The organism is Pseudomonas sp. SDO5271_S396 (genome assembly GCF_054071795.1).
In genome coordinates this window covers 1-14370 of sequence record NZ_JBSVWB010000084.1, presented here as the reverse complement: position 1 = coordinate 14370, position 14370 = coordinate 1, and the positions used below count along the sequence as shown (strand labels likewise).

Below are 14370 nucleotides of genomic sequence, written 5' to 3'. Positions count from 1 at the left end.
ATGCGGCGACCCGACAAGCCAGCTCCCACAGGGGATCTCTGTTGTTGGTAAAAAAGTGTTCGGCGCAATGGCCCTGCTGATGGAGTTTTCCCAGCCACTGTCAATCCCCTGTGGGAGCTGTCGAGCCCCGGCGAGGCTGCGAAGGCGGTGGATCAGGCGATTCAGCTCCCACAGGGGATCGGTGCTGTCGGCTCAGTCTTCCTTGCGCACGGTGGCCACGTCGTCAGCCTTGACGCGTACCCGCTTGCCGGCGATGTCGGTGAATTCGTAGAAACCGTCGACGGTCTTGGTCTTCGGGGAATCCTTGGTCAAATACTGCGTGCCATTTTGCAGTGTCACGACGGTTTGCGTCGCACACCCGGTCAATACCAGAAAAGTGAGTGCAACCAGCGGCAGACCCAAATTCTTCATGCTCATAACCCTTACCTTTAACCTTGAAAAGTCCCGCGCCAGAGGCCGTGGGCGACAAATGTTACGCCATTGATTCCCCCATCTGATCACTTTTATACAAAAAGTTGCAGGCGCCATTTATCTATTACCGATTGCAACGCTGCATTGATACCGGCAATCTGTATGCATAACCAGTGTTCGATCCCCGCGTGCCATGGCCAATCCCCTCGAAGAACCGCTCTATTACCTGCATAACTTCCGCCAGGTCCTGCTGTGGCTCGGGCAGCGCTATGCCGACCTGCTCGACCCGGACGAACAGCATTTCATTCAGCAATTCGACAGCTTGCCGCAGCCGTCCCAGGCGCTGCTGGTGCGCATGGTGATGCGCAAGGGCGTGCATTTTCGTGCGGGCAAGCTCAATTACCCGGAGATCGGCTGTACCCACGCAGCAGCCAGGCCATTACTGGCCCTGGGGTGGGTCGACGACCAATGCCTGCTGGCCTTCGAGACACTGTTCGGCCTGCTGCAAAAAGGCGAAATCCTCAGCGCCTTCGGCACGTGGATCGACGCGCCCAAGGGCCGCAAGACCGATTGGCTCGAGCCCCTGGCCGGGCAGTTCACCGAACAACGCAGTTTTGCCCAGTGGTGTCCCGACCTCACCGACACGCTGTACAGCCTCGGCGTGATGGAATTGTGCGACCGCCTGCGCCTGATGTTCTTCGGCAACCTGCATCAGGACTGGTCAGAGTTCGTGCTGGCGGACCTTGGGATCTACACCTACGAGAAAGTCGAGTTCTGTGTCGAATCCCGTGGTCTGCGCAGCCGGGACGATGTGCACGGCTACCTGTTCCTGCATGGGTGCCAGCAAGCCTTCGAGGCCGGTGAACCGCTGGAGCCGGTGCTGGCGCAAGTCGCCACGCTGTGCACCGATAACCCCTGGCTGGAGAAGCGCCGCGGCAAATTGCTGTTTCAGTTGGGGCAGTACTGCGAACGCAGCGCAGAACTGGGCCTGGCGGAGCAGATCTACCGCCAGTGCGCCTACCCGGGCGCTCGCGCGCGGCTGATCCGTGTGCTTGAGCGCCAGGAGGACTACGCCCAGGCCATGGCCCTGGCGAACCTCGCGCAACAGGCCCCGGAAAGTGCTGCCGAGCAACAACACCTGCTGCGTGTCGTGCCGCGCCTGCGTCGCAAGCTCGGCGAGCCGGCACTGCCCAGGGTCAAGCCCCGGGAAGTGACGCGCCTGGACCTGGACCTCGCGTTGCCGCAACCGTTGATGTCGGTGGAGTACTGCGTGCAGGCGCACCTCAGCGAACCGGATGCGCCGGTGCATTACGTCGAGAACGGACTGATCAACTCGTTGTTTGGCCTGCTGTGCTGGGAGGCGATCTTCGCGCCGTTGCCGGGCGCGTTTTTCCATCCGTTCCAGCGCGGGCCGGCGGACCTGCACAGCGAAGACTTCCATCTACGTCGGGCAGCGTTGTTCAGTGCCTGTTTCGAGCAATTGCAGGATGACCGTTACAAAACCACGATCCGCCAACGTTACATCGATAAATGGGGTATCCAGTCGCCCTTTGTATTCTGGAACCTGCTCAGCGAAGAACTGTTGGAGCAGGCCCTGGCCTGTCTGCCTGCGGAACACTTGCGCCACTGGTTCGCACGCTTGTTGCTGGATATCCGCGCCAACCGTGCCGGAATGCCGGACCTGATCCAGTTCTGGCCGGCGCAAAAGACCTACCGCATGATCGAGGTCAAGGGCCCCGGCGATCGCCTGCAGGACAATCAGCTGCGCTGGCTCGAGTTCTGCGGTGAATACCAGATGCCGGTAACGGTCTGTTATGTGCGCTGGGCAGAGTCCGCTTGAGCTACAGCGTTGCGGTGCGCGCGCTGTGTGAGTTCACGGCCAAGGTCGGCGACCTGGACCTGCGTTTCACGCCATCGCCCAGTGCCCAGGAAGGCATTGTCGGCCACCGCACCGTGGCATCGCGACGCAGCCTGCATTACCAGAACGAGGTGGCGCTGGAGGGCGAGTATCAACAACTCAAGGTGCGGGGCAGGGCGGACGGCTACGACCCGGACAGCAACCGCCTCGAAGAGGTGAAAACCTATCGCGGCGATCTCGATGCCCAGCCGGCGAACCATCGGCAATTGCATTGGGCCCAGGTCAAAGTCTATGGCTGGTTGATGTGCCAGAAGCTGGGTCTCCCCGAGATCGAGCTGGCGCTGGTGTACTTCGATATCGTCGGTGAAGGCGAAACCCTGCTGAACCAGCGTTTTCAGGCGGTTGAACTGGAACGGTTCTTCCACCGGCAATGTGCGCTGTTCCTCGGCTGGGCCGAGCAGGAGATGCGGCACCGTGAAGCGCGCAACGAGGCCGCGCAAACCCTGGTCTTTCCCCATGCCGACTTCCGTACGGGCCAGCGCGCGCTGGCCGAAACGGTGTACAAGGCCGTCAGCACCGGCCGTTGCCTGATGGCCCAGGCACCGACCGGTATCGGCAAGACCATCGGCACGATTTTTCCGTTGCTCAAGGCCCTGGCGCCGCAGCGACTGGACACGCTGTTCTTCCTCACCGCCAAGACCCCCGGGCGCAAACTCGCCCTGGACGCTGCCCACGTCCTGCATACCAGCAGCCCTGATTTGCCACTGCGCGTGCTGGAACTGGTGGCGCGGGACAAAGCCTGCGAACACCCGGACAAAGCCTGTCATGGCGAGTCCTGCCCCCTGGCCAAGGGCTTTTATGACCGCCTGCCCGCCGCGCGCATCGCCGCGTCGAAGCTGCGCTTGCTGGACCAGCGCAACCTGCGCGACGTGGCCCTGGCCCATGACGTCTGCCCCTACTACCTGAGCCAGGAAATGGCGCGCTGGGCCGATCTGGTGGTAGCCGACTACAACTATTACTTCGACGTTGGCGCGATGCTGTTCGGCCTGGCCCAGCTCAACCAGTGGCGCGCCGCCGTGCTGGTGGACGAAGCCCATAACCTGGTGGAGCGCGCCCGCGCGATGTATAGCGCCAGCCTTGACCAGTACCGGCTCAAGACCCTGCGCGACACCGCCCCCGAACCGCTGAAGAAACCCTTGCAACGCCTCAACCGTGAATGGAACGCGCTGCACAAGGATCAACTTGCGCCGTACCAGGCCTACGGCACCCGGCCGGAAAAACTGCTGCACGCCTTGAACCTGTGCGCCAGCAGCCTGGGCGAATACTTCAATGACCATCCCGAAGCGCTCAGTGGCGACCTGCAAACCTTCTATTTCGAGGTGTTGCACTTTGCCAAAGTCGCCGAGCTGTTCAACGAACACTTCATTTTCGATATCAGCAAGCGCCAGCTCAGTGGCAAGCGTGCCAGCTCAACGCTGTGTCTGCGCAACGTGGTGCCCGCCGAGTTCATTCGCCCACGGCTGACCGCCGCGCGCAGCAGTGTGTTGTTTTCCGCCACCCTGAGCCCGCGTCACTATTACGCCGACTTGCTGGGCTTGCCGACGGATACGGCGTGGATCGATGTGGAGTCGCCGTTCAAGGCCGAGCAACTGCAGGTACGCATCATCGATGAAATCTCTACGCGGTATGTGCATCGACAGACCTCGCTGATGCCCATCGTCGAGCTGATCGCCCGGCAGTATCACCGCCAACCCGGCAACTACCTGGCGTTTTTCTCAAGCTTCGATTACCTGCAACAGGTGGCGCAGTTGCTGGCCGAGCGACACCCGCAGATCACCCTGTGGCACCAGTCACGGGGCATGGCCGAGGCCGAGCGCCAGGCGTTTCTTGACCAGTTCACCGAACACAGCCAGGGCATCGGTTTTGCCGTGCTGGGCGGGGCGTTTGGTGAGGGTATTGACTTGCCCGGGGCACGCTTGATCGGCGCCTTCATCGCTACTCTCGGGTTGCCCCAGCTGAATCCGGTCAATGAACAGATGAAGCTGCGCATGGGCGCGATCTTCGGCGCAGGCTACGACTACACCTACCTATATCCGGGCATTCAGAAGGTGGTGCAGGCGGCGGGCAGGGTGATCCGCAGCCAGCAGGACCAAGGCGTGGTGATGTTGATCGACGACCGGTTCGGCGAGCCGCACGTGCGGCAGTTGCTGCCACGCTGGTGGGCTGTCGGTTGAGCCATTCCCGGCATCAATGATGCTGGCCTGAACCGCCGCCATCGCACACGCTGGGCAAAACCCGCAGCGAGACCACGCCATGAGTCACCTGACCCAGCAGACGCTCTCCGTCAACGGCATCGAGCTAAGCTTGCACATTGCCGGCCCTGAACAGGGCCCGCCGATCTGGCTGTTGCACGGTTTTCCCGAATGCTGGCACTCCTGGCGCGAGCAGATTCCGGCACTGGCGGCAGCAGGTTTTCGGGTATTCGCCCCGCAGATGCGCGGTTATGGCCCATCGAGCTCACCGGCTGAAATTGCCGATTACGACCTGCTGACCCTGTGCGGCGATATTCAGCAGGCCATGGACTATTTCGGGCACCGCCAGGTGGTGATGGTCGGCCACGACTGGGGCGCGGTGGTGGCCTGGCACCTGGCGCTGCTGGAACCTGCGCGTGTCACCCGTTTGATTACCCTGTCGGTGCCCTTCGCCGGTCGCGCCCGGCGTCCGGTGATCGAGATCATGCGCGAGCTGTATGCCGACCGTTTCAATTACATCCTGTACTTCCAGGCGCCCGGCGTCGCGGAGCAGGAGCTGGACGCGGATATCGAGCGTACCTTGCGGCTGTTCATGCAGGACCAGGATGTATTTTTGCAGCGCAAACCTGCGGATGCGCGGTTGCTCGACGGCGTTTCAACACCGGACGACCTGCCGCCCTGGTGTTCCCGGGAGGACCTGGCGGTGTACGTGCAGACTTTTGCCGAGCACGGCTTTCGTGGTCCGTTGAACTGGTACCGCAATTTCGAACGCAACTGGCAGCGCACCGAATTCCTCGCCGGGCGCCAAGTGCTGCAACCCACGCTGTTCCTGATCGGCGACCGCGACCCGGTGGGGGGCTTCGAAGCCCATACCCTCAAACGCATGCCGGAGTCGGTACCGCATCTGGAGCAGCACGTGCTGGCCAACTGTGGTCACTGGATCCAGAACGAGCAGGGGCAGCAGGTCAATGCGCTGATGCTCGGGTTTCTAGGGAGAACGTGAACGTCGCACCGTGCCCCGGGCGATCAACCAGACGGATGCTGCGCCCATGCAATTGCAGGATCCGGTGCACGATGCGTAGGCCCAACCCGCCATCGCGGCGCGCACCGCCGATGGTGAACGCCCGCAAAAACAGGCCTTCGCGCAGCTCGGCATCGATCCCGGGGCCGCTGTCGCTGACGGTCACGCTCACGCCATCGCGCTCGGGCGTGAGGATCACTTCGACTTCACCGCGCATGGGCGTATGTCGCAACGCATTGTCCAGCAGGTTGGTCAGCACCCGTTCGATCAAACCCAGGTCGGCCAGCACCGTCGGTACCCTGGGCGGCAGGGTGGCGGTCAGGGTGATGTGGCGGGCTTCGGCCGTCAGTTCGAATTTCTGGAAGATGTCCTGCACCAGGTCCGGCAGCGAGAAGCCTTCGATCACCGGCTGTACGAAACCATGTTCCAGGCGCACCAGCTCCAGCAGTGACTGGGCCAGGCCGCCGACCTTGCGGCTCTGGTCCAGGGCAATGCCCAGGTAGCGGCGGCGCTCTTCGGCGGTGAGGCTGGCGTCCTTGAGGGACAGGGTTTCCAGGTAGCCGTGCAGCGATGCCAGGGGGGTGCGCAGGTCGTGGGAGATATTGGCCACCATGTCCCGGCGTTCCTGATCCTGGTGGGTAATGGCGCGCCATTGTTCGCCCAGGCGGTTCTCCATCTGGACGAACGCATGGTCAAGCACGGCGATTTCATCGCCGCTGTCCAATTGCGGCGTGACGGTTTCCCGGGGTTGGGGCGCGCCGTTGATATCGAACCGGCCGATCTTGTCGGTCAATTGGCGCAGGGGGCGGGTGATCCAGGCAAAGGCAATGAAACCTGCGAGCAGACACAGCAGGGCCACCAGCCCGATGGACCACAGGGCGATCTTCAGCGCCATGCCGGTAGCGTCCTTGGCGTCATAGGCATCATGGGCCTCGCCCAGCAGTACTACGTACAGAAATCCGGTTTGCTGACCGTTGGCCTTCAGGGGCGCCGCGCTGAACACTTTGCGCCCGTCGAGACTGCGCGGGTCGTCGCCGAGGATCGGCAGCATGGCGCCGCTGAGAAAGCGCCGGATCGGCGCGAGATCGACCTGTTCACGCAGCAAATGCCCGCTGGGCGCGGCGTTGCCCACCACACGCCCGTCGATGTCGAGCAGGTACACCTCGACGCTCGGATTCACCAGCATCAACTGGCCGAAGAGGTTGCGCACGGCGTCGGGCTTCAGGCCGTCGGCGTCCATCAGTTGGGTATCGCGGGCGATATGTGCCGCCAGATCGCGGGACAAGCCTTGCACCACCTCCAGTTCATGCATGCGGTTGGAGCGTACCTGCAGCCACGCCGAGGTGCCGCTGCAAATCAGCAGCAACAGGGCAAACACCAGGGACAGGCGCTGGGTGAGGGTCAGCTTCATGGCGCGCTCTCGGCAAATTTATAGCCCCGGCCCCACACCGTGAGGATGCGCACCGGGTTGGCCGGATCGGTCTCGACCTTGGCGCGCAGCCGGTTGATATGGGTGTTCACCGTGTGTTCATAGCCTTCGTGGCTGTAGCCCCATACGGCGTTGAGCAGGTCCATGCGCGAAAACACTTTGCCGGGCTGGCGCGCGAAGAAGTACAGCAGGTCGAATTCGCGCGGGGTCAGGTCCAGCCGCTGGCCGCGCAAGGTGGCGTCGCGGGTCAGCGGGTTGATGAACAGCTGGTCGAGATCGAGGCTGCCGGCGTCCATTTTCAGGTTGCGCGCCATGGCATCGACCCGGCGCAGCAGCGCCTTGACCCGCGCCACCAGCTCGGGCATGGAAAACGGTTTGGCCAGGTAGTCGTCGGCCCCCAGTTCCAGGCCGAGAATGCGGTGTAACTCGCTGGAACGGGCGCTGGTGATGATGATCGGCGTGTAGCGGGCCATGGCGCGCGCGCGGCGGCAGATTTCCAGGCCATCCACGCCGGGCAGCATCAGGTCGAGGATCAGCGCGTCCCAGCCGCCTTGCTCCAGCAGGCGCAGGCCTTCGGCGCCATCGGCACTGTGCACCACCTCGAACTGTTCGTCGCGCAGGTGCAGGCAGATCAAGTCGGCGATGTGGGCGTCGTCCTCGACCACCAGGACACGTTTGGGCTGATCCATGTAGAGAAACCTTTGCTTTGGGTCCACGCATTGTGCGGGTTTTGCAACAGTGCAGTTATCACGAATTGTTTAACTCTGCGTGAGGATTTCGCGATCCCTCAACGCGCAGGATTACCCCATCGAAACAGGCTGTTGTAGTGAGCGGGCTTGTCCCGCGCTGGAGTGCGCAGCGCTCCCGCTTTTTTTGGGGCCGCTACGCAGCCCGGCGCAGGGCAAGCCTGCTCACCACAGCAACTTTGCTCACCACAACAAGCCTGCTCACCACACAAGCCTGCTCACCACACAAGCCCGCTTGCCGCGAAATGCATTGTGATGGATCAAGGAGAACCCTATGTACTCACGTCGACAACTCCTCCTGGCCGGGGGTGGCCTGGGCGTCGCTGTTCTGGCCGGCGGCCTGTTGAAGCAGATCAACATGGTCACCGAAGCCGACGCCGCCGAAACCTTCGAGGTCAACCACACCGACGCGCAATGGCGCAGCCTGCTGACCGCCGAGCAGTACGAAATCCTGCGTGAGGAGGGCACCGAGCATCCTTACTCCAGCCCCCTCAATGACGAGCACCGCGCCGGTACGTTCGCCTGCGCCGGGTGTGCCTTGCCGCTGTTCTCGTCGGCGACCAAGTTCAACAGCCACACCGGCTGGCCCAGCTTCTGGCAACCGCTGGACAACGCCGTGGCCAGCCATGTGGACACCTCTTTCGGCGTGGTGCGCAAGGAAATTCACTGCCGGCGTTGCGGGGGGCATCAAGGGCACGTGTTCGATGACGGCCCGGCACCCACCGGCCTGCGCTACTGCATGAACGGCGCTGCCATGACCTTTACGGCGGCTTGAGCCGATGTCTTTTCACTCGTATCAAAAGGGTCGATCCCATGTGGCTTCTGGTTCTCGCGTATCTGGGCGGCGTGCTGACGATTGTCAGTCCGTGCATCCTGCCTGTTCTGCCTTTTGTCTTCGCTCGCACCGGGCAGCCGTTTTTGCGCAGTGGCTTGCCGCTGTTGGCGGGGATGGCGGTGACGTTCGCCCTGGTCGCCTCGCTGGCGGCGGTGGGCGGCGGCTGGGTGGTGCAAGTCAATCAATACGGGCGCTGGCTCGCGTTGCTGTGCGTGGCCCTGTTCGGACTCACGCTCCTGTTGCCCCAGCTGTCGGAACGCCTGACACGTCCATTGGTCGCCGCCGGCAGTCGTCTGTCGGAGGCCGCCGGGGCGGATGCCAGACCGCGTCCGGGCGCGTCGTTCCTGATCGGCGTGGCCACCGGCCTGCTGTGGGCGCCGTGCGCCGGGCCTATCCTGGGGCTGGTGCTCACGGGTGCGGCGCTGCAAGGCGCAAGTATCGGCACTACCTTGCTGTTGCTGGCGTATGCCGCCGGCGCGGCCACTTCGCTCGCCCTGGCCCTGCTGGTCGGCGGTAAAGTCTTCGGCTTCATGAAGAAGTCCCTCGGTGCCGGCGAATGGCTGCGCCGTGGTCTGGGCGCATTGATGCTGGCCGGTGTGGCGGCCATCGCCCTCGGCCTGGACACCGGCGTGTTGTCACGTTTGTCGACGGCTTCCACCGGTGGCCTGGAACAGCGCCTAGTGGACAGCCTGAGCGCCAAGCCTGAGCCCAAAGGCGGGGCGATGATGGCCGGGGGCGCGATGATGATGGCGGCAAACCACAGCGACACCTTGCCCATCGAGGGCGCGCTTCCGGCGCTGGATGGCGCTGTGCAATGGCTCAACAGCGCGCCACTGAGCGCCGAAGCCCTCAAGGGCAAAGTGGTGCTGGTGGATTTCTGGACCTACTCGTGCATCAACTGCCTGCGCACCTTGCCGTATGTGAAAGCCTGGGCCGAGAAGTACCGCGACCAGGGCCTGGTGGTGATCGGCGTGCATGCGCCCGAATTCGCCTTCGAGCGTGACGTGAGCAACGTCACCAAAGCCATGAAGGACCTGGGCATCAATTACCCGGTGGCCATCGACAACAACTACAAGATCTGGCGCGCCTTCAACAACCAGTACTGGCCGGCGCATTACTTCGCCGATGCCAAGGGCCAGATTCGCTATCACCACTTTGGTGAAGGTGACTACGCCGAGTCGGAGCGGGTAATCCAGCAGTTGCTGCGCGAAGCCGGCGCGAAGAACGTTGCCGGAGGGTTGATTGAGGCGGACGCCAAAGGCGTGCAGCAAGCGCCGGACATGAACGAAGTGCAGTCACCGGAAACCTACCTGGGCTTTCAGCGTGCGGAAAATTTCGTCACCCGCGGCAATGTGGCAACCAACACCGTGGCGAACTACCCGGCAGCCGGCAAGCTGGCCCTGAACAACTGGACCCTGGAAGGCCAGTGGAACGTGGGTGGCCAGCAAGCCACCCTTGACCAGGCGGGCGGGCGCATCGTCTATCGCTTCCATGCCCGTGACCTGCACCTGGTGCTGGGCCCTGGTGCGGACGGCAAGCCGGTGCGTTTCAAAGTGACCGTCGATGGCCAGGCCCCGGGCGATGCCCATGGTACGGACGTGGCGCCGGACGGCAGCGGCACCGTGACCGAGCAGCGTCTCTACCAGTTGGTACGTCAGCCGGGCGCCGTACAGGACCGCACCTTCACCATCGAATTCCTCGACCCGCAGGTGGAGGCGTATGCCTTCACGTTCGGCTGAATTGAAAACCCAATCACTGTGGGAGCTGGCTTGCCTGCGATAGCGGTGTATCAACGGCCGATGCTTCAACTGACACGGCCTTATCGCAGGCAAGCCAGCTCCCACACTAGACCGCGTAATGGAGTGAAATTGATGAAAGTTTCCAGACTGCTGCCCGCGCTCGCCTTCGCCGCTTTCGTCGGCCAGAGCTCGGCGTTTTCCTTCGGCGCCTCCGATGACGCCGTGATGATTGCACCACCGGCCCTGGACCTGCCGGCCGAGTCCGGCAACCTGCAAACCGCCGTGTTTGCCGGCGGCTGCTTCTGGGGGGTGCAAGGGGTGTTCCAGCATGTGCAAGGCGTGAAAAACGCCGTGTCCGGCTATGACGGCGGCGCGGCGAGTACCGCGCAGTACGAGACCGTCAGTGGCGGTGACACCGGCCATGCCGAGTCGGTGTCGGTGACCTACGACCCGAGCCAGGTCAGTTACGGCAAGCTGCTGCAGATCTACTTTTCGGTAGCCCACAACCCGACCGAGCTGAACCGTCAGGGCCCGGACAGCGGCACCCAGTACCGCTCGGAAATCTTCGCGCAGAATGCCGAGCAGCAAAAAGTCGCCCAGGCCTATATCGCCCAACTGGATGCGGCGAAGGCCTTCGACAAGCCGATCGTGACCAAAGTGGAGATGGGCAAGGCGTTTTACCCGGCGGAGTCCTACCATCAGGACTTTCTCACCGAGAACCCGTCCTACCCGTACATCGTGATCAACGATTTGCCCAAGGTGGCGTCGTTGAAAAAGCTGTTCCCTGATCAGTACCGCGCCGAGCCGGTGCTGGTGAAAAACCAATAATCACCACACAACCGCTGTACGTGCCGGTCTATGTGGGGCCGGGCTCCCACAGTGGTCCTGTGTCAGGCTTGGGATTTGGCCTTGGCCAAATAGGGCGCCAGGCGCCGGCCCATTTCTTCACCCAGGGCCTGCAACCCGCTCAGGGGGCGGATCATCACTTCGAACTCGATGATCTGCCCTTGTTCGTCGAAGCGGATCAGGTCTATGCCCTTGAGCTGCTTGTCGCCGACCCGTGCGCTGAATTCCAGCACCACACTCAGGCCGTCGGCGGTGGCGAGTTCGCGGTGGTACACGAAGTCTTCGAACACATTGATCACGGTGTTGAGGATCATCGACACCACCGGCGCGCCGGGGTAGGGCGTGTGGGCCATGGGCGAGCGGAACACCGCATCGGCGGCCAGCAGATCGGGCAGGGCGGTGAGGTCGCGGTTGGCCAGCATGCCGTGCCAGCGTTGCAGGGTCTGGGCGGCGGCGGGGGCGAGTTTCAATTCGGACATGCGCTGTACCTGTTCTTATGGTGGGAAGGCGGTTCACCTGCCCAACATAAGAGCGGTACCGAAGCGGGGTCAATCACCCGAACTGACAGTTGAGTGACTGGAGTGAACAGGCTTTACACCACCTCCAGGTAGGAGCTGTGAATCGCCCGCGCCAGTTCACGCACCGTGTCGATGAACTCGGTAAGCCGGCTGTGCAGGCCTGCGTCGAGGATTTCATCGATGCCGGTGTAGCGCAGCCGTGCTTCGAACTCGGCGGCCAAGCGTTGGGCCGTGCGCCCGTAGCTGCCGGGCAGGTCGGCGAGGATGTGGCTCAACTCCTCGATGCAGGCGTGCAATGAGCGCGGCACGTCACTGCGCAACAGCAGCAGCTCGGAGACCGAGCGGGCGTTCAAGGCGTTGGGGTACAGCTCGGTATAGGCCTCGAACGACGACAACGCACGGAGCAGGGCGCTCCATTGGTAATAGCCGCGTGCCGAGAGATCGCTGACTTCTTCCGACTCTTCGCCGAACATCTCGTAACGTGCATCGAGCAGACGCAGGGTGTTGTCGGCGCGTTCGACAAAGGTGCCCAGGCGAATGAAGCGGTAGGCGTCATTGCGCATGATCGTCCCGGACGTCGCACCACGAAACAGGTGCGAGCGCTGCTTGACCCAGTCACAGAAGTGGCTGATGCCGTGCCGCGCCAGGCCGCCGGCGGCGATGCTGCGCATTTCCAGCCAGGTGGCATTGAGGTTTTCCCACATGTCGGCGGTGATGCGCCCGCGTACCGCATGGGCATTGCCCCGGGCGGCGCGCAGGCAGTTGTAGATGCTGGCGGGATTTTCTTCGTCGAGGGCAAAGAAATGCAACATGCGCTCGGCGTCGAGTTGCTTGTGACGCTCGAGGTAACTGTCCAGGGTGCCGCTGCTGAGCAGCGACATGGCCAGTTCGTCGAGGCCGTCGCTGCGCCCGGCCTGGGGCATCAACGACAGCGAGTAACTGACTTCCAGCATGCGCGCCAGATTCTCGGCACGCTCCAGGTAACGGGACATCCAGTACAGGTCCGCGGCGGTTCTACTCAGCATGATTCAGCCCTCCACCACCCAGGTGTCCTTGGTTCCGCCGCCTTGCGACGAGTTGACGATCAACGAGCCTTCCTTCAGCGCCACCCGCGTCAGGCCGCCGGGGACCAGGCGGGTTTCCTTGCCCGACAGCACGAAGGGGCGCAGGTCGATGTGCCGGGGCGCGATGCCGTTTTCGACGAAGGTGGGGCAGGTGGACAGGCTCAGGGTCGGCTGGGCGATGTACGCGTGGGGCCGCGCCTTGATGCGCTGGCGGAAGTCCTCGATCTCGGCGGCGCTCGATGCCGGGCCCACCAGCATGCCGTAGCCGCCCGAGCCCTGGGTTTCCTTGACCACCAGCTCCGGCAGGTTGGCCAGTACATGGGACAGTTCATCCGGTTTGCGGCACTGGAAGGTCGGCACGTTTTGCAGCGCCGGTTCTTCATCCAGGTAGAAGCGGATCATTTCCGGCACATAAGGGTAGATCGACTTGTCGTCGGCCACGCCGGTCCCGATGGCATTGGCCAGTACCACATTGCCGGCGCAATAGGCGGCGACCAGGCCGGGCACGCCGAGCATCGACTGCGGGTTGAACGCCAACGGGTCGAGGAAGGCGTCGTCGATGCGGCGGTAGATCACGTCCACGGCCTTTGGGCCGTCGGTGGTGCGCATGAACACCTTGAGGTCCTGCACGAACAGGTCGGCGCCTTCCACCAGCTCCACGCCCATTTCCCGGGCCAGAAACGCATGTTCGAAGAACGCACTGTTGAAGCGGCCCGGGGTCAGCACCACCACATTGGGGTTGTCCAGGCGGCTGGCGCTTTTGAGGGTCTTGAGCAGCAGGTTGGGGTAGTGGTCCACCGGCGCGATGCGCTGTTTGGCGAACACTTCCGGGAACAGGCGCATCATCATCTTGCGGTCTTCGAGCATGTAGCTGACGCCGCTGGGGGTGCGCAGGTTGTCTTCCAGTACGTAGTAGGTGCCGTCGCCGTCGCGCACCAGGTCCACGCCGGAAATATGCGAATAGAGGTTGCGGTGCAGGTCCAGGCCGATCATGGCCTTCTGGTAACCCTCGTTGCCCAGCACCTGGTCCGCCGGGATGATTCCGGCCTTGATGATGCGCTGGTCATGGTAGATGTCGGCGAGAAACATGTTCAGCGCATTCACGCGCTGGATACAGCCGCGTTCGATCACGCTCCATTCGCTGGCGGGGATGCTGCGGGGGATGATGTCGAAGGGGATCAGGCGCTCGGTGTCCTGTTCGTCGCCATAGAGCGTGAAGGTGATTCCGGCCCGATGGAACAGCAGATCGGCTTCGCGACGGCGCTGGGCCAGCAGTTCCGGCGGCGTGTTGGCCAGCCAGCGGGAGAATTCCTGATAGTGCGCACGGCAAACGCCTTGTGCGTCATTCATTTCATCGAAGAAAGATCGAGCCATTCCAGTACCTTGTCAGTGCCGAGGGACGCATGGGGGCACTGCCGCTTTGAAAAACGCATATTTTTATGAGCCCGTGGCTAAGGGTGCCAACAGGCCTGGTCCTTACTTTCTTATGGGGTCGGCTCTGGGTCGGGGGGTAACGATTGCTCCTGTATCCGGGCAGATGAATGGATAAAGCAATGCGTGTGCCGAAACCCTCAATACACCCGAGCTCTTTGTAGTGAGCGGGCTTGTCCCGCGCTGGGCTGCGCAGCGGCCCCACATAAAGCGGGAGCGC

The 14370-nt window shown here is 62.9% G+C and carries 12 protein-coding genes; 6 read left to right on the top strand and 6 right to left on the bottom strand.

Features of this window, described 5'->3' with window-relative positions; translation table 11 throughout:
• Positions 1-192: 192 nt before the first annotated feature.
• A complete protein-coding gene (locus tag ACW9IN_RS29220) occupies positions 193-417 on the bottom strand; it encodes a YgdI/YgdR family lipoprotein (RefSeq protein WP_457369112.1) in 225 nt (74 codons plus the stop codon).
• Positions 418-604: 187 nt separating this feature from the next.
• On the opposite strand from ACW9IN_RS29220, the gene ACW9IN_RS29215 reads away from it, so the two are divergent.
• The 3 genes from ACW9IN_RS29215 (at position 605) to ACW9IN_RS29205 (ending at position 5524) form a co-directional block, all read left to right on the top strand.
• The gene (locus ACW9IN_RS29215) at positions 605-2251 is read left to right on the top strand and encodes a VRR-NUC domain-containing protein (RefSeq protein WP_457369111.1); all 1647 of its coding nucleotides are present in this window, start codon (positions 605-607) and stop codon (positions 2249-2251) included.
• Positions 2248-4503 carry an ATP-dependent DNA helicase gene (locus ACW9IN_RS29210; RefSeq protein ID WP_457369110.1) on the top strand — a complete coding sequence of 752 codons (2256 nt, stop codon included), beginning with the start codon at positions 2248-2250 and terminating at the stop codon, positions 4501-4503. The genes ACW9IN_RS29215 and ACW9IN_RS29210 overlap by 4 nt, the downstream gene beginning before the upstream one ends.
• A gap of 79 nt (positions 4504-4582) precedes the next feature.
• Positions 4583-5524, top strand: coding sequence for an alpha/beta fold hydrolase (locus ACW9IN_RS29205; protein ID WP_457369109.1), 942 nt, complete (start codon positions 4583-4585; stop codon positions 5522-5524).
• On the opposite strand, the gene ACW9IN_RS29200 is transcribed toward ACW9IN_RS29205, so the two are convergent.
• Positions 5487-6953 carry an ATP-binding protein gene (locus ACW9IN_RS29200; protein WP_457369108.1) on the bottom strand — a complete coding sequence of 489 codons (1467 nt, stop codon included), beginning with the start codon at positions 6951-6953 and terminating at the stop codon, positions 5487-5489. The two genes, ACW9IN_RS29205 and ACW9IN_RS29200, sit on opposite strands and share 38 nt — an antisense overlap.
• The gene (locus ACW9IN_RS29195) at positions 6950-7660 is read right to left on the bottom strand and encodes a response regulator transcription factor (RefSeq protein ID WP_457369107.1); all 711 of its coding nucleotides are present in this window, start codon (positions 7658-7660) and stop codon (positions 6950-6952) included. The genes ACW9IN_RS29200 and ACW9IN_RS29195 overlap by 4 nt, the downstream gene beginning before the upstream one ends.
• Positions 7661-7991: 331 nt before the next feature.
• Here ACW9IN_RS29195 and msrB point away from each other — a divergent pair, with 331 nt between their 5' ends.
• From msrB to msrA, 3 genes are all read left to right on the top strand, one after another.
• A complete protein-coding gene (gene msrB / locus ACW9IN_RS29190) occupies positions 7992-8492 on the top strand; it encodes a peptide-methionine (R)-S-oxide reductase MsrB (protein WP_457369106.1) in 501 nt (166 codons plus the stop codon).
• Between the two features lie 38 nt (positions 8493-8530).
• Positions 8531-10291, top strand: coding sequence for a cytochrome c biogenesis protein DipZ (locus ACW9IN_RS29185; protein ID WP_457369105.1), 1761 nt, complete (start codon positions 8531-8533; stop codon positions 10289-10291).
• 132 nt (positions 10292-10423) lie between these two features.
• The gene (gene msrA / locus ACW9IN_RS29180) at positions 10424-11119 is read left to right on the top strand and encodes a peptide-methionine (S)-S-oxide reductase MsrA (RefSeq protein ID WP_457369104.1); all 696 of its coding nucleotides are present in this window, start codon (positions 10424-10426) and stop codon (positions 11117-11119) included.
• Between the two features lie 62 nt (positions 11120-11181).
• Here the strand turns inward: msrA and ACW9IN_RS29175 are convergent, their stop codons facing one another.
• The 3 genes from ACW9IN_RS29175 to ACW9IN_RS29165 all read right to left on the bottom strand — a co-directional run bounded on the left by ACW9IN_RS29175 (position 11182) and on the right by ACW9IN_RS29165 (position 14093).
• On the bottom strand, positions 11182-11616 hold the full coding sequence (locus ACW9IN_RS29175) for a nuclear transport factor 2 family protein (protein ID WP_457369103.1): 435 nt from the start codon (positions 11614-11616) through the stop codon (positions 11182-11184).
• A gap of 113 nt (positions 11617-11729) precedes the next feature.
• The gene (locus ACW9IN_RS29170; protein WP_457369102.1) at positions 11730-12680 is read right to left on the bottom strand and encodes an alpha-E domain-containing protein; all 951 of its coding nucleotides are present in this window, start codon (positions 12678-12680) and stop codon (positions 11730-11732) included.
• A 3-nt stretch (positions 12681-12683) separates the two neighbouring features.
• Complete coding sequence (locus ACW9IN_RS29165) at positions 12684-14093, bottom strand: circularly permuted type 2 ATP-grasp protein (protein WP_457369101.1); 1410 nt, start codon at positions 14091-14093, stop codon at positions 12684-12686.
• Positions 14094-14370: the final 277 nt, after the last annotated feature.

Excerpts from the sequence above, each read along its gene's own strand:
- ACW9IN_RS29220 (WP_457369112.1), bottom strand. The coding sequence starts at position 417 with ATGAGCATGAAGAATTTGGGTCTGCCGCTGGTTGCACTCACTTTTCTG.
- ACW9IN_RS29215 (WP_457369111.1), top strand. The coding sequence starts at position 605 with ATGGCCAATCCCCTCGAAGAACCGCTCTATTACCTGCATAACTTCCGC.
- ACW9IN_RS29205 (WP_457369109.1), top strand. The coding sequence starts at position 4,583 with ATGAGTCACCTGACCCAGCAGACGCTCTCCGTCAACGGCATCGAGCTA.
- ACW9IN_RS29200 (WP_457369108.1), bottom strand. The coding sequence starts at position 6,953 with ATGAAGCTGACCCTCACCCAGCGCCTGTCCCTGGTGTTTGCCCTGTTG.
- ACW9IN_RS29195 (WP_457369107.1), bottom strand. The coding sequence starts at position 7,660 with ATGGATCAGCCCAAACGTGTCCTGGTGGTCGAGGACGACGCCCACATC.
- msrB (WP_457369106.1), top strand. The coding sequence starts at position 7,992 with ATGTACTCACGTCGACAACTCCTCCTGGCCGGGGGTGGCCTGGGCGTC.
- ACW9IN_RS29185 (WP_457369105.1), top strand. The coding sequence starts at position 8,531 with ATGTGGCTTCTGGTTCTCGCGTATCTGGGCGGCGTGCTGACGATTGTC.
- msrA (WP_457369104.1), top strand. The coding sequence starts at position 10,424 with ATGAAAGTTTCCAGACTGCTGCCCGCGCTCGCCTTCGCCGCTTTCGTC.
- ACW9IN_RS29175 (WP_457369103.1), bottom strand. The coding sequence starts at position 11,616 with ATGTCCGAATTGAAACTCGCCCCCGCCGCCGCCCAGACCCTGCAACGC.
- ACW9IN_RS29170 (WP_457369102.1), bottom strand. The coding sequence starts at position 12,680 with ATGCTGAGTAGAACCGCCGCGGACCTGTACTGGATGTCCCGTTACCTG.
- ACW9IN_RS29165 (WP_457369101.1), bottom strand. The coding sequence starts at position 14,093 with ATGGCTCGATCTTTCTTCGATGAAATGAATGACGCACAAGGCGTTTGC.